The sequence below is a fragment of the Halomonas sp. 72 genome (assembly GCF_052379785.1).
In the GTDB taxonomy this organism is placed as follows: domain Bacteria; phylum Pseudomonadota; class Gammaproteobacteria; order Pseudomonadales; family Halomonadaceae; genus Vreelandella; species Vreelandella citrativorans.
Map to the genome: position 1 here is coordinate 75,415 of NZ_JBQSYY010000002.1, position 21,215 is coordinate 96,629.

Genomic DNA, 21,215 nt, shown 5'->3' on the forward strand with positions numbered 1-21,215 from the left:
GGTGGGCAAGCTGGATTAGCACGGTAGTGGCACAAGGAGCAGAGCAATGGAGTGGGCGTTACCCGATCCCTTTGTGATCGATATTCATGTTAGCGAAGCGGCGATAGATGATTATCAGCACGTGAATAACAGCGAATACCTGCGCTGGGTTGAGCAGGTTAGCTGGGCCCACTCCGAAGCCTTGGGGCTTTCCATCGAGCGCTACCGCGAACTGGACCGCGCCCTGGCCATACATCGCCATGAGCTGGACTATCTTGCTCCTGCCTTTGCGGGTGATGAGCTTCAATTGGCGACGTGGGTCGTCGCCTGTGATGGGCGCTTTAGCCTTACCCGACGTTTCGAGCTTCAGCGGGTGCGAGATGCCAAAATGCTCTTCCAGGCGCGCACCCGGTTTGCGTGTATTGCGCTTTCAAGCGGGCGCCCCAAGCGCCTGCCAGAGGAGTATCAGAGAATCTACGGCGGGGCCTTAATAACAGAGTGACGTTAAATTTTCGGTATAAAGCCCTCAAGCGCTGGATTTTTACTCCTGTAAAACGCCTTAACCGGCGTTTTTTTGTTTTGTGCTTAAGGAAGTGGTGGGTCGCTTGAGCTGTGCTGTAATGCTAAGGCCGTTGTTTAATCTTACGCACAAAAAGAGAGATCGCTATGCAGATTGCCGTCCCCAAAGAGATCAAAAACCATGAATATCGTGTCGCCCTAACGCCCACCGGCGTGCGTGAGTTTGCCCAGCGTGGCCACACCGTTAGTGTGCAGGCAGGCGCAGGAGAGGGCGCTGGTTTTAGCGATAGCGACTATGAGGCTGCGGGTGCGCAGATCGAAAGTGATGTCGACGCCTTGTGGAAGAATGCTGAGCTGATTCTTAAAGTAAAAGAGCCGCAGGTGGAAGAGGTTGCGCGTCTCACTTCCCAGCATACGCTGTTTACCTATCTGCACCTTGCAGCGGAAGAAGCCCTAACGCGGGGCTTGATGGAGAGCGGGGCTACCTGTATCGCTTATGAAACGATTACGGATGCCAATGGAGGGCTGCCGCTGCTTGCGCCAATGAGTACTGTGGCTGGGCGTATGGCCGTTCAAGCAGGGGCGCATGGCCTGGAAAAAGCCCAGGGGGGCGCTGGCGTTCTATTGCCCGGCGTGCCGGGGGTTGCACCGGCAACCGTCACCGTAATAGGCGGTGGCGTCGTAGGTGAAAATGCCGCGAGAATGGCGCTGGGGTTGGGCGCGGATGTCACTATTCTGGATAACTCACTGGCGCGGCTAGACGTTCTGGATAGCCGCTACCAGGGGCGTATCAAAACGGTTTATTCCACCGCCGATGCGTTGGATAACGTCGTGCGCGAGTCTGATATGATTATTGGCGCCGTGTTAATCCCGGGTGCGGCGGCGCCCAAGTTGATTACCCACGCTATGCTGAGCGATATGAAGCCAGGCAGTGTGCTGGTGGATGTAGCGATTGATCAGGGCGGCTGCTTTGAAACCAGTAAGCCCACCACTCACGCCAAGCCCACGTATATCGTGGAGGGCATTGTTCATTACTGTGTAGCCAATATGCCGGGCGGCGTGTCACGCACGTCAACCCTCGGCCTCACCAATGCCACGCTGCCCTTCGTGCTGGCGCTGGCCGATAAAGGCTGGCAGCAGGCGCTAAACGACGATCCCCACTTTCTGCCAGGGCTTAATGTGCATGCAGGGCAGGTGACCTACCAAGCCGTTGCCGATGCCTTTGGTTTGGCGTGTATCGCCCCAGCAAGCGCGGCATCACGATAAGTACGAATGACCGATCAGGTGCGCTAACCCGCAGGGCGCGACAGTGGGTTTTTAATGTTTGTCATCGTTAGTAATGAGGCGGCACCTCGTCTTCAGGGCGGCTTTCCCCCTGATGGTCGCCTGCCTGGAACGCTTGATGCTGTTCACGCAGTCGTTCACGCATTAATGCGCTAAGCTGTTCTAGCTTGGCAAGCCGCTTTTCCTGTTGGGCGACCGCTTGGTCAAGCGTGTCCAGCCAGTGTTCCTGGTAAGCCAGGCGGCTTTCAAGATTTTCGAAAAGTTGATTTAGCTCAGCAGGAGAAAAGTCTTGTGTCATGGTAACATGGCAACCTTGTGTAATATGTCCGGTACTGTTAGGAATGGGCCTGATGGTTCGGGTATTGTCTTTCGTTCGTTACCCATACAACAAGAGAGCTTTTATCATCTATGAATCCAAAAGTTGTGTTTCGCTGTTTCTTAATCAGTGTATTACTAGCCGCCCCCACGCCGCTTTTGCTGGCGGGGATTGTTCATTTAACCAACGCGCCTCTGGCCGATTTATGGCAGGCAGAGTTAGCCATTAGCGGTATCAGTGGTGTTTACATTGCCGTTGCCTTGGGCAGCTTCATCGTTTTATTTATAGGTACGTTAGCGTCGGCTGCTCTGGCTCCTCCGCTAGTCGTTAAACCGAAAGTAGAAAGCTCAGGCGACACGCGTGTTAAAGCTGCGCCGCGTCAGCCCCAGCCTGCCGACGAACGGGACGATGACGAGGAAGACGTCATCGACCCCAACGACGGTCGGGAAGAGGGTGAAGTAAAGTGGTTTAATACCAATAAAGGCTATGGCTTTATTACTCGTGATAATGGCGAAGATGTGTTTGTTCACTTTCGTGCTATTCGGGGTCGCGGCCCGCGTATGCTGGCAGAAGGCCAAATTGTACGTTACCACGTCATTAAGAATGACCGTGGTTTACAGGCCGATGATGTGAGTATTATTGAGTAGCATGTCCACAAGCGTAGTATCAATGTGAACATAATCGACCCCGCCCCGGCGGGGTCGATTGCATTTCAAGAACAGTCTTCAAAAATAGTCTTAAAAAAAACCGCCTTTATGCCGTCTTCTTTCAGGCAGCGTTAGCGGCCTGAGTCGGGCCACTCAATAGCGCCTTCTTTTCCACCGGGTAGCACCTGCCAGAAGCGGTCAGGATCATCGCCTGGATGCCAGCCGCCAAGCGAGCAGCGCACTTCCGTTTGCAGCGCCTCTGCGGCGTGTTGCGCGCACTCCTGGTCGGTCATCCAAGGCGTATGGCTACTGTCAAACCATAAGCTTGCAAAGCGGTCAGCTGCTTTTTCGACCAGTAGTATGGGCACCTCTTTCCCCTGGTGTTGACCATGGGTTTTCCACTTGCCTTTGCCGGCAGGGCTTAATGGCGGTGCAGCAAGCGCACTGGCAAGCCATGCGTTAAGCGCTTCCAGTGAAATGCTGGCGACATACACTTCAATGTCCGGGTAGCGCTCCATCATACGTTGACCTCATCAAGCGTGAGTAGGGCCTGAAGCGTTGCCTCATAGATTCGGCTCAAATCATCCAGGTCGCTAGCGCGTACGCGCTCATTCACTTTGTGGATAGTGTCGTTAAGCGGGCCAAGCTCCACCACTTGAGCACCCAATGTGGCAATAAAACGCCCATCAGAAGTACCGCCGCTGGTGGATAGCGCCGGGCGCTTGCCGGTCACGGCTTCAACACCGCGTACGGCTGCGTTAACAAGCTCGCCTTCTGCGGTTAGGAACGGCTCGCCGTTCAGTGTCCAGTCCAGCTGATACGCCAGGCCGTACTGGTCAAGAATCGCCTCGGTACGCGCCTTAAGCTGCTCATGCGTCACTTCTGTCGAGAAGCGGAAGTTGAATACTGCTTCTACTTCGCCGGGGATGACGTTAGTCGCCCCAGTGCCCGCTCGCAGGTTGGAAATCTGAAAGCTGGTGGCCGGGAAAAAATCATTGCCTGCGTCCCAGTGCTCATTGACGAGCGCATCCAGCGCGGGCATCGCCTGATGAATGGGATTGCGCGCCAGGTGAGGGTAGGCCACGTGCCCCTGAATCCCCTGAATACGTAAAACGCCGCCCAGCGAGCCGCGGCGGCCATTCTTGATCACGTCGCCAAGGTGTTCGGTAGAGGAGGGTTCACCGACGATACAGTAATCAAGCCGCTCATTGCGTTCGCGCAGCTGCTCGACCACGGCGCGAGTGCCATCCACCGCAGGGCCTTCCTCATCGGAGGTGATTAAAAACGCAATACGCCCATCGTGGTCGGGGTAGCGAGCCACGAAACGCTCCACAGCGGTTAGCATAGCGGCCAGGCTGCCCTTCATATCGGCGGCGCCACGGGCACAAAGCATGCCGTGATCGTCAATACAGGGAGCAAAAGGCGGGAATTCCCAGCCGTTTGGTGGCCCGCTGGGCACGACATCGGTATGACCCGCAAGGGCAATCACCGGGCCGTGGTGGCCCCGCACTGCCCAGAAGTTCTGTACATCGCCAAACGGCATACGCTCAATATGAAAACCGAGCGCCGTTAAGCGCTCGATCATTACGTCCTGGCAGCCTTCATCATCCGGCGTCACTGACGGGCGGCTGAGCAGCTCAAAGGCAAGCTGTAGCGTGGGCGACAGCGTGTCAGGCTCAGTTATGGGCATGCAGCGCCTCATTTAGCGCGATGGCGCTTTTATTGGTCAGGCACTCGACGCGGCCATTTTTAGAGTTGCGGCGTAGCAGCAGGTCGTTTTGGCCCGCCAGTTCACGCGCCGCCAGAGTTTTCACTTCGTTACCCTGGTCGTCCAGCAAGGCCACTTTGGTGCCTGCGGTGATATACAAACCGGACTCCACCGTGCAGCGGTCGCCCAACGGAATGCCGATACCGGCATTGGCGCCGATCAAGCAGCCTTCGCCGACCTTGATAACAATATTGCCACCGCCTGACAGCGTGCCCATGGTGGAGCAACCACCGCCCAGGTCAGACCCTTTGCCGACCATCACGCCGGCTGAAATACGGCCTTCAATCATGCCGGGGCCTTCGGTGCCTGCATTGAAGTTAACAAAACCTTCATGCATTACCGTGGTGCCTTCACCCAAATGAGCGCCCAGGCGTACCCGCGCCGTGTCGGCAATGCGTACACCGGCCGGCACAACGTAATCGGTCATTTTGGGGAATTTATCGACACAGTCGACGGACAGCGCACGGCCGGCGAGGCGGGCTTTCAGGCGACGCGCTGGTAGCTCTTCGATATCGATGGCGCCTTCGTTGGTCCAGGCAATATTGCGCAGCAGGCCAAACATGCCGGTCAGGTCAAGGCCATGCGGCTTGACCAAGCGATGCGATAGCAGGTGCAGCTTAAGATAGACCTCTGGCGCCGTTTGCGGGGCCTGATCCGTTTCCAGGAACATGGCCACTAATGGGCGCTGGCTGGTGGCCAGCGCCTCAGCAAGCTCAGCCTGTTCAGGATGCCCGGCTGCCTCAAGCGCCTTGGCTAAGCGGGTGCAGTCTTCTGGCAAAAAGCTAACGGCGACATTGCCCTGCGGCGCATCAAGCGCTTGTTTGGCCGCATTTATCAGGCTTTCCTGCGGGCTAAAGAGCGGTGCCGGGTAGTAAATTTCCAGCCAATCGCCTTGAGTGTTTTGCGTGCCAATTCCAAGCGCAAAGCTCAGCATAAAAGTTCATCCTGTTGTTGATAACATTGTTAACCGGGTCATTAGCTAACGTAAAAGCGGCGGTATAACAAAGTGTTGATTCAAAAATAAGCAAAATAGTGGAGTTGGATCAGCCACTGATTTTATCGTAATCGCCGTCGCGATAGCCTATTTTTAAGGCGTCACTGCCGGTATCCAGCAGTGGTCGTTTAAGCAGTGTTGGGTGTTGGAGCAACAGCTGGCGCGCAGAGTTGGCATCCAGGCTGTCTTTGTCTTCCTGGGGAAGGTCGCGCCATGTCTTGCTGCGCTTATTGACGACTTCCAACAGCGGTGCCCGCTCTAAAAGATGCTCAAGCAGGCTCGCCGAAAGACCATCTTTACGCAAATCATGGGTTTTAAAAGGCACGCCGTTCGCTTCCAGCGCTTTGCGCGCCTTACGACACGTATCACAGGTATCAATGACATAGAGTGTAAACATGGTATCTCCTTTCGAGCTGTTGGTGCCGTAAAAGGTGAATTAACCGCGCTCAATAAGCTGGCGGATACGCTGCGCTGCTTCCAGGGTGGGGGCAAGCTCCGCCACCAGGGCTAGGCGCAGCCGCCCCGTGCCTGGGTTAATGCCCTGAGCATCAGGGCGGCCCATCAAGCTGCCGGGCAGCACGCTCACGTGTTGCTCGGTGTAAAGCCGCTGGGTGAAGCCGATATCATCCCCCCCTGGTACCGCGGGCCACAGGTAAAAGCTTGCCTCTGGCGTTGGGAAGTCCATCACTGGGGCCAGTACCTCCACCACGGCGCTGAATTTTTCACGGTACGCATCACGATTGGCGCGTACGTGCGCTTCATCCTGCCAGGCTGCTATTGAGGCATGTTGAACCGGCAGCGACATGGCGCAGCCATGATAGGTACGGTAGCGCTTGAACGGCGTAAGAATGTCCGCATCGCCTGCCACAAAGCCTGAGCGCAAGCCCGGCAGATTGGAGCGCTTGGAGAGCGAGTGGAAGACGACGCAGCGCCGGTAATCGTTACGACCCAGCTCAGCGCAAGCTTGTAATAGCCCCGGCGGGGGCGCGTTTTCATCCAGGTAAAGCTCGGAATAGCACTCATCAGAAGCAATGATGAAATCGTGCTCGTCGGCCAGCGCAATCAGCTGTTTAAACTCATCCATTGACGTAACCGCGCCGGTCGGGTTGCCTGGTGAGCAGATAAATACGATTTGCACATCACGCCAGGTATCGGGGCTGACACTGGCAAAATCTGGCCGAAAGCCGTTCTCGGCCGTGCCGTTTAAATACACCGGTTGACCGCCAGCCAGCAGCGTCGCACCTTCATAAATCTGGTAAAACGGGTTGGGCACTATCACTCTGGCAGGCCGAGTACGGTCCAGTGCGGCCTGTACAAACGCAAAAATGGCTTCACGCGTGCCATTAACCGGCAGTACCTGGCGCTCGGCATCAAGACCCACAAGCTTAAAGCGCTTGGTCGCCCACTCAGCGAGTGCTTCACGCAAGCTTGGCAGGCCGTTGGTGGCCGGATAACGTGCCATATCAAGCTGATGCTTTACCAGCGCATCAAGCGCTGCTGGGTAGGGCGCGTGCTGCGGCTCGCCGATGGTTAAGGGAATATGCGCCAAATGGGCAGGCGGCGTAAGGTCAGCTTTGAGGCCGGCCAGTTTCTCAAACGGATAAGGGTGTAGGGCGGCGAGATCAGAATTCATGGCGTATCCGTTGAGAGCGTTCTATTGAGAGCATGCCCTGCAGGCGTATTAAACGGCAGGCTAAGCGCCGATTATAAGCAAGCCTCGGGGTTGGGCTCAAATTTAACCACGGGGCACGGCGTCTTTACGTGTTTACACGCCCAGCACCTCAATTAATCGCTCGCGCAGCTCTTGCTGGCGTATTGGGTCGGTTAAGGGTTCGCCTGCTTTCGTGGTGATAAAGAAAACGTCCTCAACACGCTCGCCCAGCGTGGCGATTTTAGCCGCGGAGAGGGCGATGCCCTGCTCCATAAAAATACGCCCTACGCGGGCCAGTAGCCCTGGTCGGTCAGGGGCCGTTAGCTCAAGGAGTGTGCGCTCGTTAGCCGGGTCTTGCTCAATCAGCACTTCGGTGGGTACCTTGAAGTGCTTTAACTGACGCGGCGTATGGCGGGTCACAATTTCTGGGTAGTCGTCTGGGTCATCCAGCTCTTCGATTAAGTGCTGACGCATCTCTTCAATACGCGCCGTGTCGCGAATCGGTTGACCGTGGCTATCCAGCACAATAAAGGTGTTTAGCGTCCAGTTATTGCGCGAGGTAGCAATGCGGGCATCATGAATGGAGAGCCCGAGCTGCTCCATGGCGGCGGCGGTGGCGGCAAACAGGTCATCCACCGAGCGTGTGTGGATAAACACTTTAGTGCCGCCCTCTGCCATATCAAGCGTCGGTGCGCTGATTAATACCAGCGGCAAGGGGGAGGCGTTATGCGCCAGGATGCCTTGGGTTTGCCAGGCAATCTCGCTGGGCGCGTACTGGAGGAAATAGTCTTCCCCAAGCGGTTCCCACAATGCATCAATCTGCGCGCGCCCAAGCCCCATGTTCTGGAGTAGCGAGCGTGCTTCAGAGCGTGTTTCCCGTACCCAGTCATCACGGTCCGGTGGGTTTTTTAGCCCGCGGCGTAAGGCGCGCTTGGTTTCAGCATATAGCTGGCGCAAAAGCGATGCCCGCCAGCCGTTCCAAAGCGTGGGGTTGGTGGCGTTAATATCGGCCACGGTGAGCACATACAGGTAATCCAGACGCATTTCGTTACGCACGATCAGTGCAAAGTCGCGGATCACGTCAGGGTCGCTAATGTCGCGCTTCTGAGCGGTCATCGACATGAGTAAATGGTGCTCGACCAGCCAGCTGGCAAGCTTTGTATCGTGGGCTGAAACATGGTGGTGCTGACAAAAATGCGTAACGTCTTTGGCGCCGATTTCCGAATGGTCGCCCCCGCGACCCTTGCCGATATCGTGAAACAGGCCCGCTATCCACAAAATGTCCAGCCTGGGAAGCTGGTGGATGAGCGCAGCCGCCACGGGAAAGTCGTCTTTGGCATCGGCTTTGCGAAAGCCGTGTAAAAACTTCAGCAGACGCAGCGTATGCGCATCCACGGTGTAGATGTGGAACAGGTCATGCTGCATCAATCCTACGGCTCGGCCAAATTCGGGCAGGTACTTGCCCAGTATGCCGTAGCGGTTCATGCGCCGTAGCTGGCGCGGTACGTTGCCGGGGGCGCGCAGTATTTCCATAAACAGCCGCTGATGGTGAGGATCATCGCGGTAGTGATCATCAATCTGATGGCGGTGGTCGCGAATCAAGCGAATGGTGTCCGCCCGTACGCCTTCGATTTCCGGGTGCCTGGCCATGAGCAGAAATAGCTCCAGCATGGCTTCAGGCTGCTCGCGAAACAGCGTGCGCGAGCGTGCTTGAATATAGCCGCCCTTGGTTTCAAAGCGCTCGTTGAGCTGGATGGTTTCCAGCGCCTCTTTGCCGCGCAAAATCACTTCGTCGAAGTGCTGAAGCAGCATGTCGTTAAGCCCGGCCAGCGCCGTTACGTGGCGATAGTAGCGCTTCATGAACTGCTCAACGGCTAACCGCTCGGGCGTATCTTTAAAGCCAAACAGCTCAGCAATCGTGCGTTGATGATCAAACAGCAGGCGGTCTTCGGCGCGGTCGGTCAACATATGCAGCGCATAACGCACCTGCCACAAAAACGCCTGGCCCTGGCTTAAGATACGCAATTCGGCATCGTTCATAAAACCGTTGGCGACAATGTCGGTGTACTGTTCTGTACCGAAGTGGCGCTTAGCGACCCAGCCAATCATCTGAATATCGCGTAGGCCGCCAGGTGAGCTCTTCAGGTTCGGCTCAAGGTGGTATTCGGAATTGTTGTAACGGTAGTGGCGAGCAATCTGCTCTTGCCATTTGGCTTCAAAAAAACGGTCGGCCGGCCAAATGTGCTCGGCGCTTAAGCGCTCGCGCATTTTTTCGCGCAGTGATGCAGGGCCTGCAATCAGGCGGGACTCAAGCAGGTTGGTGATGACGGTGACATCCGCCTTGGCTTCACGCTCGCAGTCGTTTAATGAGCGTACGCTGTGGCCGATTTCCAGGCCGATATCCCATAAAAAAGTGATAAAGGCAGTGAGTGGTTCGCGGTAAGCGGTGTCGTCGTCATCTTCAAGCAGCAGCAGAAGGTCGATATCCGAATGGGGGTGTAGCTCCCCTCGGCCATAGCCGCCAACAGCAATCAGTGCGACGCCGTCATCTGGCCAGGCGTGCTGCGCCCAGGCAATGGCGAGCAGTTGATCCAAGTACCAGGCCCGCCCCCGCACCAGGTCGCGTATATCGGCGCCCGCACGAAACCGGTCATCCAGCTTGGCCTGGAGCTCACGAAGCGCCGTTTTAAACGGCGCTATGGGTGAGCGCGAGCCGGATAGCTCTGTACGAAAAGCCTCAAGGTCGTAAAGCGACGTATCCGGCTCGAACCGGTGGTGGTGGAGGAGCATTAGTTATCTAAAAAACTAAAGTCTTCATCGCTACGCGCGGTCAGTACTTCAACCCCGGTCTCGGTGACCAGCAAGGTGTGCTCCCATTGCGCTGAAAGGCTCTTGTCCTTGGTAACGGCGGTCCAGCCATCGCGCAAGACTTTGGTTTTGTAGCCACCCACGTTGATCATGGGTTCGATGGTAAAGCACATGCCAGCCTCTAAGGCGATATCAGCGTCTGGTGCGTAACCATCGTAATGCAGGAATTGGGGATCTTCATGAAAGCCTGCCCCAATACCGTGGCCGCAGAAATCGCGAACGACCGAGTAGCCATGCCCTTCGGCGTGCTTTTGAATCACTCGCGCAAGCTCTGAAAGGCGTACGCCTGGCTTTACCAGCGCGATGCTTTTATACAAGCACTCCTGGGTAATCCGGCACAAGCGCTCGCCCTGTATGGTTTCGCCGATGATAAACATGGCACTGGAGTCACCGTGATAGCCATCAGGGGTTTTAACGGTAATGTCCAGGTTCAGGATGTCACCTTTCTTGAGCTTTTTATTAAAATCCGGAAAGCCATGACACACCACATGGTTGAGCGAGATGCACGTGGCGTGGGTATAACCGTGATAGTTGAGCGGAGCGGGAACCGAGCCCAGTTCGTTAACAATATAGTCGTGACAACGCTTATCAATATCGCCGGTGCTTACGCCTTCTTGTATGTAAGGAGCAATCATTTCCAGCACGCTGGCGGCTTGGCGCCCGGCTTCGCGCATTTTCTCGATTTCTGAAGGTGTCTTGATAGGAACGTTCATGAATTCTCGATATGGGTTCAGGCTGAGGTAGTAAGTAACAGCATTAAATGACAGCGTTAAAGCGACAGTATTAAGTGACAAATAAACATCGTAACACGGGCTGTGACTTCATCTTGGTAATGATCTATGGTATAAAGCCGCGCGCTTTCCTGCAATCGCTCGCTCGCTTCTTTGTGGTGAGTCGGCGATCATGGCAAGGCGAACAACCCGCAGCGGGTTCACTTTGAAGACGCTGCTTAATAGCAAGCCTTGAAAACACACATGCACCGACACATGGTCCCGGGTGCCGCTGATAACGTTTTATACGTGGTCAATGGTCGGATCCATGGGGTGCGTGGAGGCCTAACCCGAGTTTCAGGAGTTTTACCATGTCTCACGTTAATATGCGTGACCTGCTCAAAGCAGGTGCTCACTTCGGTCACCAGACTAAGTACTGGAATCCGAAGATGAACAAATTCATCTTCGGCGCACGCAACAAGATTCACATCATCAACCTTGAGCACACTCTTCCGGCGCTGAACGAAGCCGTTGATGTGGTTGAGAAGATGTCGGCATCCAACAACAAAATTTTGTTTGTTGGCACCAAGCGTAGCGCTAGCAAGATCATCAAAGAAGAAGCGAATCGCGTTAGTCAGCCGTTCGTCAACCATCGCTGGTTGGGCGGTATGCTGACTAACTTCAAGACTATTCGTCAGTCTATCAAGCGTCTGCGCGAACTTGAAACCATGCGCGAAGACGGCACGTTCGACAAGCTGACCAAGAAAGAAGTCCTGATGGCAACGCGTGAGCAAGATAAGCTTGAGCGTTCTATCGGTGGTATCAAGAACATGGGCGGCCTGCCGGACGCACTGTTCGTTATCGACGTTGACCACGAGCGCATCGCGATCAACGAAGCCAACAAGCTGGGTATCCCGGTTATTGGCGTGGTTGATACCAACTCTAACCCTGATGGCGTTGATTACGTTATCCCGGGTAACGATGACTCCATTCGCGCTATTCAGATCTACGTGAAAGCGATTGCTGACGCGTGTGGTCGTGCGAAAGAAGGTCGTCCGGACGAGTTCGTTGAAGTGACCGAAGAAGCGGCTTCAGCCGACACTGACGCTGCTGCTGAGTAAGATAGTAGCGGTTGCGGCGGGTAGTTAAGCCGCATCGTGTTGAAGAGGGGGCCTATGCCCCCTTTTTCCCGCTTTGGATGAACATCCGGGTGGGCCGATTACGCCGGACACCAAGCACCGGCAAGCGACCTTCAAAGTGATATATGATAGTCATTTATCGTGGCTATACTCTGTAGGGCGTTTAACTCTCATAGAACCATTTCCGAGGTGAATTCTCATGGCAGCTATCAGCGCCTCTCAGGTCAAGGAACTGCGCGAACGTACTGGTCTCGGCATGATGGAGTGTAAAAAAGCACTCACCGAAACCGACGGTGATATTGAAGTCGCGATCGAAAACCTGCGTAAAAATTCAGGCTTAAAAGCCGCGAAGAAAGCCGATCGTGTTGCTGCAGAGGGTGTTGTTGTTACCCGTGTAGCAGAAGACGGTAGCTACGGCGTAATGGTTGAAATCAACTCCGAGACTGACTTTGTTGCGCGTGATGACAACTTCATTGCGTTCGCTGACAAAATCGCCGCCGCTTTCTTTGCCGCGAAAAGCGAAGATGTTGCTGCCGTTATGGCGGGCGACCTTGAAGCTGCCCGCGAGCAGCTGGTTCAGAAAATCGGTGAGAACATCGGCGTACGTCGCGCGGTAGTTGTCAACGCCGTTGACGGCGGCTTGGTCGGTGCCTACGTTCACGGTGGCCGCATTGGCGTTTTGACCGTACTTAATGGCGGTACTGCAGAAGCAGCGAAAGACGTTGCTATGCACGTGGCAGCTATTAACCCAGCCGTTGCTCACCCGGCCGATATGCCGCAAGAGCAGCTGGATCAAGAGAAAGCCATCATCCTGGGTCAGCCGGATATGGCAGGCAAGCCTGAGCAGATTGCTGAGAAAATGGTTCAAGGCCGCCTGAAGAAATACCTGGCAGAGAACAGCCTGACCGAGCAGCCGTTTGTTAAAGATCCGAACCAATCCGTTGCTGAGTTTGTTAAATCAGCCGGTGGCGAAGTGGTTAGCTTCACGCGCTTTGAAGTGGGTGAAGGTATTGAGAAAGAAGAAGTCGACTTCGCTAAAGAAGTTATGGAACAGGCTGGCCGTCGTTAAGGTCAGACGTTCTAGTCAGAAGATGGCGTGCGCGTAAGCGCACGCCTTCGTGTATCCGGCCCCTGCTAAATAGGGGGTTGCTTCGCCCACCTGTGTCCAAGTCTGCTTCAGGAGAGATGCCATGTCACGAGATGTTCAAGAGCCTACCCCGCTTGTTGTGCCCCATAAGCTTGAAAAGTCGAAGTCAAAATACAAGCGTATTTTGCTGAAACTTTCAGGCGAGGCGCTAATGGGAGAGCACGATTTTGGTATTGACCCTAAAGTGTTAGACCGTATGGCGCTGGAAATCGGCCAGCTGGTGGGTATTGGTGTGCAGGTCGGGATCGTGATTGGAGGCGGCAACCTGTTTCGAGGTGCAGCGCTCAGCGAAGCCGGAATGGATCGGGTCACAGGCGACCACATGGGAATGCTGGCAACGGTCATGAACGCGTTGGCCATGCGCGATGCACTGGAGCGTTCAAATATTCGTTCGCGGGTAATGTCGGCGATTCCCATGAGTGGTGTGGTAGAGCATTATGACCGCCGCACTGCCATCCGTTATTTAACGTCAGGAGACGTGGTACTGTTTTCGGCAGGAACCGGTAATCCATTTTTCACAACCGACTCGGCTGCTTGTTTGCGCGGTATTGAAGTGGATGTGGATGTGGTCATTAAAGCGACCAAAGTGGACGGGGTGTATAACAAGGACCCCCTAAAACATGCTGATGCCGTAAAATATGATCAGCTCTCCTACGATGACGCTCTGGACCAAAAGCTAGGCGTTATGGATTTGACCGCCATCTGCCTGGTACGTGACCATGATATGCCGGTGCGGGTATTTGATATGAATAAGCCTGGTGCCCTGCTGAATTTGGTAGTAGGGGGCAAGGAAGGCACGCTGATAGATAGAGGGTAATAACGTGATCAACGATATTAAGAAAGACGCAGAGTCTCGTATGAAAAAAAGTGTTGATGCGCTGCATAGCAACTTCAACAAAATCCGTACCGGGCGTGCTCATCCGAGTATTCTGGATGCCGTTACCGTTGATTATTACGGCAGCCAAGTGCCGCTTAACCAGGTAGCCTCGGTGAACGTTGAAGATGCGCGTACGCTGGCGGTATCTCCCTGGGAACAGGGTATGGCGCCTAAGGTTGAAAAGGCCATCATGACCGCTGATCTGGGTCTGAACCCGTCAAGTGCAGGCAACGTTATTCGTGTGCCGATGCCGATGTTGACCGAAGAGACGCGTAAGGGATATATCAAACAGGCACGTAGCGAAGCTGAAAATGCTCGCGTGGCTGTGCGTAACGTGCGTCGCGATGCCAACGGTGATTTCAAATCCTTGCTAAAGGACAAAGAGATTACCGAAGACGATCAGCGTCAGGGTGAAGATGAAATCCAAAAGCTGACCGACAAATATATTGCCGAAATCGATAAAGCGCTTGCCGCGAAAGAGCAGGACTTGATGCAGGTATAAGCACCTGCCTTTTATTTAGCTGCGGGTAGCCAGGCTGCCCGCTAGGCCTATGGCTTTACTATGACTGAGCTTTTGTGCGAGACCTCATGACGTCACCGCAGTTTCCTCAAGAACCGCCGGACGACGCAAGCACGCCACCCAAGTGCCTGGGTGAAGCACTGCCGTCGCATGTCGCGATCATAATGGACGGCAATAATCGCTGGGCAAAGGCCCGCGGCCTCTCTGGCGTACGTGGTCATCGTGCAGGCGTCGAAGCCGTCAGAGCGGTCATTCAGCGCGCAGCCGAGCGCCAGGTAAATACGCTGAGCCTGTTTGCCTTTTCAAGCGAGAACTGGAAACGTCCAGCGGCTGAAGTGAATGCGTTGATGGAGCTCTTTTTGATGGCGCTCAAGCGCGAAGTTAAAAAGCTTAATGAGCGCAATATTCGGCTAACGATTATTGGTGAGCGGCGTGGCTTCTCTCACGCCATTCAGAAGTATATACAGCGTGCAGAAGCGCTGACCGCAGATAATACCGGCATGCACCTGGTGATCGCTGCCAACTACGGCGGGCAGTGGGACATCGCACGTGCAGCGCGACATTTGGCTGGGCAGGTATCCGCCGGTGAGTTACAGCCTGGCGATATCGATGAAGCCTGCTTTGACAGGGCAATGGAAGCAGACCATGTGCCTCCTGTTGACCTGTGTATCCGAACAAGTGGCGAACAGCGATTGTCGAATTTTATGCTGTGGCAGTTAGCGTATGCTGAGCTGCATTTCTCGCCCTTACTCTGGCCCGATTTCGGTGCCGATGCGCTGGACAGTGCGCTGTACGACTTTTGTCAGCGGCGTCGGCGTTTTGGCATGACCGACGAACAAATAGAGGCGCAAGGTGCTTAGACAGCGGATTATAACCGTAGCCTGGCTGGCGCCCTTGGTGCTGGTGGGGCTGTTTGGATTGCAAGGTGGCGCGTTTGCGCTTTTTACCGCTTTGATGGTGTTGCTTGGGGCTTGGGAGTGGACGAACCTGGCTGGCGTTATCCGGCAGCGTCAGCGTGTTCAACTGGTCGCCGGGCTTGCGGTGGTGATGCTACTGATGTGGCTTACCGGTGCCGCGTTTGCAGTATGGCCTTTATGGTGCGCCGCCCTTGGCTGGCTGGTTAATCTTTACTGGGTGACCCATTACCCGGGAAAAGGGCTGCAGTGGCAGTCAACGCCACGCCGCTTGGCGATGGGGCTATGGGTGCTACTGCCCTGCTGGGTCGGCTTTAATATTCTGCGCGATAGCGGCGGCGTATGGCTGTTATTTGTATTGCTGCTGGTGTGGGCGGCGGATATCGGCGCCTATTTTGCCGGGCGTCGTTTTGGTAAGCGCAAGCTCGCCCCAAGGGTTAGCCCCGGTAAGTCCTGGGAAGGCGTTATTGGCGGGTTGGTTGCCACCACGCTACTGGCGCTTGTCTTCGCCTTTTGGCAGTCGTTAACCCCGGGTGTAGCTGTTGGCTTGGTGGTAGTCACCGTTATTGTCACGCTTATTTCAGTGCTGGGTGATCTGCTGGAAAGCATGCTCAAACGCTACCGAGACATCAAGGACTCAAGCCAGCTGCTACCGGGCCATGGCGGCGTGCTGGACCGGATTGATAGCTTGACGGCGGCGATTCCGCTCTTTGCGCTGCTCTATTTGCCCGTTCTTCAAGGGCAGGTGCCTGTCTTATGAGTCAATCGTCCTGCCAGTGGATTACCGTGTTGGGCTCAACCGGTTCTATCGGGGTGAGCACCCTGGATGTCATCGCCCGTCATTCCGAGCGTTATCGGGTGTATGCGTTGACGGCACATACCTCCAGGGAAGTGCTTCTGGAACAGTGCCTGGCCCATCATCCCCGTATCGCGGTACTCGATCATAGTGACGATGCGCAATGGCTTCGCCAAGCGCTTGATGACGCTGACCAACCGACCGTCGTGCTGGCGGGTCGTGAAGCACTCTGCCAGGTTGCCCGTGAGGCGTGTGTCGATGCCGTTATGGCCGCCATCGTTGGGGCAGCGGGGCTGCTGCCTGCGCTGGCCGCTGCAGAAGCGGGCAAGCGTGTACTACTTGCTAATAAAGAAGCGCTGGTGATGAGCGGCGCGCTGTTCATGCAGGCGGTTGAGCGCTCTGGCGCCACGCTGTTGCCTATCGATTCTGAGCATAATGCTATCTATCAGTGCCTGCCGGTAAAACATCGCGGCGGGCTTGAGCGTCACGGCGTTCGACAGCTGCTACTAACAGCGTCTGGCGGGCCTTTTCGCACCTGGAGTGCGGACAAGGTTGCCAATGCGACGCCCGACCAGGCCTGCGCCCATCCTAACTGGTCGATGGGGCGCAAGATTTCGGTTGATAGCGCCACCATGATGAACAAAGGCCTTGAATTAATTGAAGCGTGCTGGCTGTTTGATGCAACGCCCGAGCAAATTCAGGTGGTAGTGCATCCGCAGAGTGTGATTCACTCCATGGCAGCTTACATTGATGGCTCTGTCATCGCCCAGCTGGGCAACCCGGATATGCGTATACCCATTGCCTATGGACTGGCATGGCCCGAGCGTATTGAGGCCGGTGTAGAAGCCCTGGATCTGTTCCAGATCGCGCAGCTGGATTTTGAAGCACCGGATGAAGCGCGCTTTCCCTGCCTACGCTTGGCCCGTGAAGCCATACAGAAGGGCGGTGCCGCGCCGGCGATTCTCAATGCCGCCAATGAAGTCGCTGTTGAGGCGTTCCTGGCGGAAAGGCTCAGCTTTGGTGAAATAGCCAACGTGGTTGAAGAGGTTGTATCGCAGCCCTATGCAGGCAGCGCCGATACGATTGAAAATATCTTGGCTGCAGACCACTGGGCGCGTCAGCAGGCAGCGCAAAGGGTCATGTTACAAGCAGGCTAGACACTGCCGTACCGAATATTGAGAAGCAAGTAGGTCACTTAAGCATCGGCTGATGTGCAGGGTGCCAGGGAGTTTATTGTGGGCCTGTTACAAAACATTTTAGCGATCATCGTCGTGCTGGGTTTGTTGATCACCTTTCACGAGTTTGGCCACTTTTGGGTGGCGCGCCGCTGTGGCGTCAAGGTGTTACGTTTTTCGGTGGGTTTTGGCAAACCGCTCTGGTCCACCGTCGACCGCCAGGGGACGGAGTACGCGATAGCGGCCATTCCGCTGGGCGGCTATGTCAAAATGTTGGACGAGCGTGAAGCGCCGGTACCGGAAGATCAGCTTGACCAGGCCTTTAATCGCAAAACGGTATGGCAGCGTATCGCCATTGTTGCCGCTGGGCCTTTGGCAAATTTCCTGTTGGCTATTGTTGCCTACTGGGCGCTCTTTGTATCCGGGACGACCGTGGTCGCTCCCATGGTGGGAGATGTGCTGCCTGATTCGCCGGCAGCTGAAGCAGGCCTTGCCCACGGCGACGAAATTATCGCTATTCAAAATGACGCCGTACGCTCCTGGGAGGAGGTCAACCTAAAGCTTATCTCGATGATTGGTTTTAGTGGCTCGCTAACCATCAATGTGTTGCCTGAGGGCAGTAGCAGTGAACGAGCTTACGCGCTGGAGGTCGATAACTACTTGGCCCGCCAGGACCCGCCCCAGCCACTGCAATCCTTGGGTATGACGCCTTGGCAGCCAGAATTCCCTGCAGTATTAGGCCAGGTGGTCGATGGCGAAGCTGCCGCCAATGCGGGGTTGCAAGCAGGCGATCATATTATTGCGATTGACGGCACGCCGGTGGAAGATTGGATGCAGTTTGTCACGATGATCCGCCGTAGTGCGGGTGAAACGCTTAGCGTAGCCTATGAGCGAAATGGCGAGCAGGGCACACTAATACTAACGCCGGGCAGCAATCTGCTGGAGAGTGGCGGTGAGGTTGGGTACATTGGTGCAGGCGTTGAGTCGGTAACGTGGCCTGAGTCGCTACAGCGCGAAATTCGTTATGGGCCTATCGAAGCGGTTGGACAAGCGCTATCGCGTACCGGTGATATGATTTTATTAACCGTTGATGCGATTCGTAAAATGTTGGTAGGTTTGATTTCACCTTCCAACCTTTCCGGTCCTATTACGATTGCGCAAATTTCGGGTGATTCGGCCCGTGCCGGAATGGAAGCCTTTGTAGGCTTTTTAGCCTATTTGTCCATCAGCCTTGGCGTGCTTAATTTATTGCCTATTCCGGTGCTCGATGGTGGACACTTGCTTTACTATTTTTTGGAAATCGTACGTGGGCGGCCGGTCTCTGAACAAACCCAAGCCATTGGATTACGCATTGGGCTTGCCATGGTTGGCGGCCTGATGGTGATGGCTCTGTATTTTGATCTGATGCGCCTTTGGTAATGACGCGTGTAGCGCGCAGGATGCCTTGTCATCTGCCTGCACAAATGTATATGGTGCTTATCTAACGTGATAGGCAGACCAACGCGAGCGAACTGACAGCATGAAAATCAAGACCCTTGGAATGGCAGCACTCTTGCTGGTAGGCGCTAGCGGCGCCCAGGCACAATCCTTTGATGTTTCGGACATTCGAGTGGAAGGACTACAGCGGGTATCCGCTGCATCGGTCTTTAATGCGTTTCCTGTCAGTACGAATGATCGGGTTAGCGAGCAGCAGCTAGCGTCAGCCGCACGCGATTTGTTTGCCACTGGTTTATTTGAAGATGTTTCGCTAGCTCGCGAAGGCGATGTATTGGTTATTCAGGTAGTTGAACGACCGACCATCGCGCGCTTGAACCTCACTGGCAATAAGCAGATTTCAGAAGAGGACCTGCGTAACGGCTTACGTCAGTCAGGATTGTCGGAAGGGCAAGTGTTGCAACTCTCGACCCTTGAAGAGATTCAGCGTGAGCTTGAAGGTGTTTACCAAGCCCAGGGACGCTACAGTGCTCGCATTACGGCCGAGGTTGAACAGGTTGATGAAGGGCGTGTACAGGTCAATATCAATATTAATGAAGGCGAGGTTGCCAAGATTCGCCAGATTAATATTGTTGGCAATGAAGATTTTGACGATGAAACGCTGCGCGATGTTTTTGAGCTGAACGACAAGCCGGGGCGCTTCTTTGGCTGGTTTTCAAGTGATGAGTACTCGCGTGAAGCGTTATCGGGCGATATCGAGCGCCTTCGCACCTTCTATCTTGATCGTGGCTATGTAAATTTTGATGTTACCTCCACGCAAGTCTCTATTGGGCCTGAAAAGTCCGAAATATTTGTTACGCTTAATGTTGATGAGGGTAACCAATATCGAGTAGGTGATGTCCGTTTTGTGGGTGATATGCAAATCAGCGAAAGCGAAGCACGCCAACTCATGGAGATCCATAGCGGAGACATTTTCTCTCGTGGTCAGGTGAACGCATCGACCGAAGCGCTACGCCAGCGTTTGGGTGCTGAAGGTTTTGCATTCGCCGATATTCAGGGTATTCCTGAAATGGCGGATGACGGTGAAACGGTTGACCTGGTCATCGCGGTTGAACCTGGCCAGCGGACTTATGTTCGACGTATTGAGTTTTATGGTAATACCACCACCCAGGACGAAGTGCTGCGTCGGGAAATGGTTCAAATGGAAGGCGCCCCCGCGTCGACCGACTCAATTACTCAGTCGCGCCAGCGCCTTGAACGGCTTGGCTTCTTTAGCCAGGTAGAAGTGGATACCCAGCCGGTACCAGGTCAGCCTGATCAGTTGGACGTCACCTACAGTGTGGAAGAGCAGCCCTCAGGCTCGGTGTCTGCCAGCGTGGGCTTTTCGCAAAGCGCCGGGGTAATCTACGGGGTTGGACTGGCACAAAACAACTTCCTGGGTACGGGTAACCGGGTCAATGTTGGCGCGCAGCGCAGCGACACCTTCACCAGCGTCAACTTTGCCTTCACGGATCCTTACTGGACACTTGACGGTATTTCTCGCGGCTACAACATATTTTACCGTGAAACGGACTATGCCGACTCGGATATCTCTACCTACTCGACCGATGCGTACGGCGCGGGTATCAACTTCGGCTATCCGGTAAGTGAGCTGTCTCGCCTCAACTTCGGGGCGAGCATTGAAGAGCTTAAAATTAAAACTTACAACGATACGGCGTCAGAAATTCATCGCTATGTGGATGACGAAGGGGAGCGCGCTCAAAGCCTTAAACTCACGGCGAGCTGGACGCGTAACAACCTTAACCGAGGCGTGATGCCGACAGCCGGTAACTATCAGCGCCTGTCGCTTGAAACCGGCGTGCCGGGCGGCGATGCAGAGTACTATAAGCTGCGCGCTCGGGCTCAGCAGCTATATCCGCTCAATAACGATGAGAGTTGGGCGCTTAAGTTTAGCGGTAACCTTGGCTATGCCAATACGTTTGATTCAAACGATCCTTTTCCCTTCTATGAGAATTTTTACGCAGGTGGTTTAGGATCGGTACGTGGTTTTACATCCAATACATTGGGGCAACCTACCACGCCGGGTGTTGAAGGGGGGCGTGATCGCACAATGGGCGGTAATGTGTTGGTGGAAGGTAGTGCCGAAGTTATCTTCCCCATGCCTTTTGTAGAAAACCAGCGTTCTGTGCAGCCTTCGCTGTTCCTGGATGCCGGTAATACGTTCTTGAGCTCCTGCTACAAGGTATTAGAAGCTGATGTGGGTCGTCAGCAGTGTAGTTCTGGCGTCGACCTGGGCGATTTGCGCTATAGTGTGGGCGTTGGCCTTTCCTGGTTAACACCGGTTGGTCCGCTGACCTTTAGCATCGCGGAGCCGCTTAAAGACAAAAGCGGTGATGACACACAGTTCTTCCAGTTCTCGCTGGGACAAACATTCTAACTTTGCTAAAGGGGCGCGCCCTTGGTAGCGCCCCCGCTTG

At 54.9% G+C, this 21,215-nt stretch carries 20 protein-coding genes; 12 read left to right on the top strand and 8 right to left on the bottom strand.

The window, feature by feature from the left end; all coding sequences use genetic code 11:
- The first annotated feature begins 46 nt into the window (after positions 1–46).
- Both ACT3T6_RS02285 and ald read left to right on the top strand, forming a co-directional pair.
- Positions 47–481 carry an acyl-CoA thioesterase gene (locus ACT3T6_RS02285; RefSeq protein WP_193055197.1) on the top strand — a complete coding sequence of 145 codons (435 nt, stop codon included), beginning with the start codon at positions 47–49 and terminating at the stop codon, positions 479–481.
- A gap of 164 nt (positions 482–645) precedes the next feature.
- Positions 646–1,764 (top strand): alanine dehydrogenase, encoded by a 1,119-nt coding sequence (gene ald, locus ACT3T6_RS02290; protein ID WP_193055198.1) that lies wholly within the window; start codon positions 646–648, stop codon positions 1,762–1,764.
- Between the two features lie 67 nt (positions 1,765–1,831).
- Here the strand turns inward: ald and ACT3T6_RS02295 are convergent, their stop codons facing one another.
- A complete protein-coding gene (locus ACT3T6_RS02295) occupies positions 1,832–2,080 on the bottom strand; it encodes a SlyX family protein (RefSeq protein ID WP_193055199.1) in 249 nt (82 codons plus the stop codon).
- A 110-nt stretch (positions 2,081–2,190) separates the two neighbouring features.
- Between ACT3T6_RS02295 and ACT3T6_RS02300 the strand changes: the two genes are divergently transcribed.
- On the top strand, positions 2,191–2,745 hold the full coding sequence (locus ACT3T6_RS02300; RefSeq protein ID WP_226912032.1) for a cold-shock protein: 555 nt from the start codon (positions 2,191–2,193) through the stop codon (positions 2,743–2,745).
- Between the two features lie 131 nt (positions 2,746–2,876).
- On the opposite strand, the gene ACT3T6_RS02305 is transcribed toward ACT3T6_RS02300, so the two are convergent.
- The 7 genes from ACT3T6_RS02305 to map form a co-directional block, all read right to left on the bottom strand.
- Positions 2,877–3,266: a hypothetical protein gene (locus tag ACT3T6_RS02305; protein ID WP_087110018.1), complete on the bottom strand. Its 390-nt coding sequence runs from the start codon at positions 3,264–3,266 to the stop codon at positions 2,877–2,879.
- Positions 3,263–4,435: a succinyl-diaminopimelate desuccinylase gene (gene dapE / locus ACT3T6_RS02310; protein WP_193055200.1), complete on the bottom strand. Its 1,173-nt coding sequence runs from the start codon at positions 4,433–4,435 to the stop codon at positions 3,263–3,265. The genes ACT3T6_RS02305 and dapE overlap by 4 nt, the downstream gene beginning before the upstream one ends.
- Positions 4,422–5,447: a 2,3,4,5-tetrahydropyridine-2,6-dicarboxylate N-succinyltransferase gene (dapD, locus tag ACT3T6_RS02315; RefSeq protein ID WP_172118502.1), complete on the bottom strand. Its 1,026-nt coding sequence runs from the start codon at positions 5,445–5,447 to the stop codon at positions 4,422–4,424. The genes dapE and dapD overlap by 14 nt, the downstream gene beginning before the upstream one ends.
- Positions 5,448–5,556: 109 nt before the next feature.
- The gene (locus ACT3T6_RS02320; RefSeq protein WP_193055201.1) at positions 5,557–5,904 is read right to left on the bottom strand and encodes a Spx/MgsR family RNA polymerase-binding regulatory protein; all 348 of its coding nucleotides are present in this window, start codon (positions 5,902–5,904) and stop codon (positions 5,557–5,559) included.
- Between the two features lie 39 nt (positions 5,905–5,943).
- The gene (dapC, locus tag ACT3T6_RS02325; protein ID WP_193055202.1) at positions 5,944–7,140 is read right to left on the bottom strand and encodes a succinyldiaminopimelate transaminase; all 1,197 of its coding nucleotides are present in this window, start codon (positions 7,138–7,140) and stop codon (positions 5,944–5,946) included.
- Between the two features lie 132 nt (positions 7,141–7,272).
- On the bottom strand, positions 7,273–9,948 hold the full coding sequence (locus ACT3T6_RS02330; RefSeq protein ID WP_193055203.1) for a [protein-PII] uridylyltransferase: 2,676 nt from the start codon (positions 9,946–9,948) through the stop codon (positions 7,273–7,275).
- Positions 9,948–10,739: a type I methionyl aminopeptidase gene (map, locus tag ACT3T6_RS02335; RefSeq protein WP_172118499.1), complete on the bottom strand. Its 792-nt coding sequence runs from the start codon at positions 10,737–10,739 to the stop codon at positions 9,948–9,950. Before map ends, ACT3T6_RS02330 begins: the two co-directional genes overlap by 1 nt.
- 368 nt (positions 10,740–11,107) lie before the next feature.
- On the opposite strand from map, the gene rpsB reads away from it, so the two are divergent.
- The 9 genes from rpsB (at position 11,108) to bamA (ending at position 21,175) form a co-directional block, all read left to right on the top strand.
- The gene (gene rpsB / locus ACT3T6_RS02340; protein ID WP_193055204.1) at positions 11,108–11,857 is read left to right on the top strand and encodes a 30S ribosomal protein S2; all 750 of its coding nucleotides are present in this window, start codon (positions 11,108–11,110) and stop codon (positions 11,855–11,857) included.
- 217 nt (positions 11,858–12,074) lie between these two features.
- Positions 12,075–12,944, top strand: a complete 870-nt coding sequence (gene tsf, locus ACT3T6_RS02345; protein ID WP_193055205.1) for a translation elongation factor Ts — start codon at positions 12,075–12,077, stop codon at positions 12,942–12,944.
- 121 nt (positions 12,945–13,065) lie between these two features.
- Positions 13,066–13,839 (top strand): UMP kinase, encoded by a 774-nt coding sequence (gene pyrH, locus ACT3T6_RS02350; RefSeq protein WP_172118496.1) that lies wholly within the window; start codon positions 13,066–13,068, stop codon positions 13,837–13,839.
- 4 nt (positions 13,840–13,843) lie between these two features.
- Complete coding sequence (gene frr / locus ACT3T6_RS02355) at positions 13,844–14,401, top strand: ribosome recycling factor (protein ID WP_193055206.1); 558 nt, start codon at positions 13,844–13,846, stop codon at positions 14,399–14,401.
- An 86-nt stretch (positions 14,402–14,487) separates the two neighbouring features.
- Entirely contained in the window at positions 14,488–15,279 is a 792-nt protein-coding gene (gene uppS / locus ACT3T6_RS02360; protein ID WP_193055207.1) for a polyprenyl diphosphate synthase, read from the top strand.
- Positions 15,272–16,093, top strand: a complete 822-nt coding sequence (locus ACT3T6_RS02365) for a phosphatidate cytidylyltransferase (protein ID WP_172118494.1) — start codon at positions 15,272–15,274, stop codon at positions 16,091–16,093. Before uppS ends, ACT3T6_RS02365 begins: the two co-directional genes overlap by 8 nt.
- Complete coding sequence (ispC, locus tag ACT3T6_RS02370; protein ID WP_193055208.1) at positions 16,090–17,286, top strand: 1-deoxy-D-xylulose-5-phosphate reductoisomerase; 1,197 nt, start codon at positions 16,090–16,092, stop codon at positions 17,284–17,286. The genes ACT3T6_RS02365 and ispC overlap by 4 nt, the downstream gene beginning before the upstream one ends.
- Positions 17,287–17,364: 78 nt before the next feature.
- Positions 17,365–18,723 (top strand): RIP metalloprotease RseP, encoded by a 1,359-nt coding sequence (gene rseP, locus ACT3T6_RS02375; protein WP_193055209.1) that lies wholly within the window; start codon positions 17,365–17,367, stop codon positions 18,721–18,723.
- Between the two features lie 100 nt (positions 18,724–18,823).
- The gene (gene bamA / locus ACT3T6_RS02380; RefSeq protein WP_412767875.1) at positions 18,824–21,175 is read left to right on the top strand and encodes an outer membrane protein assembly factor BamA; all 2,352 of its coding nucleotides are present in this window, start codon (positions 18,824–18,826) and stop codon (positions 21,173–21,175) included.
- Positions 21,176–21,215 lie beyond the last annotated feature (40 nt).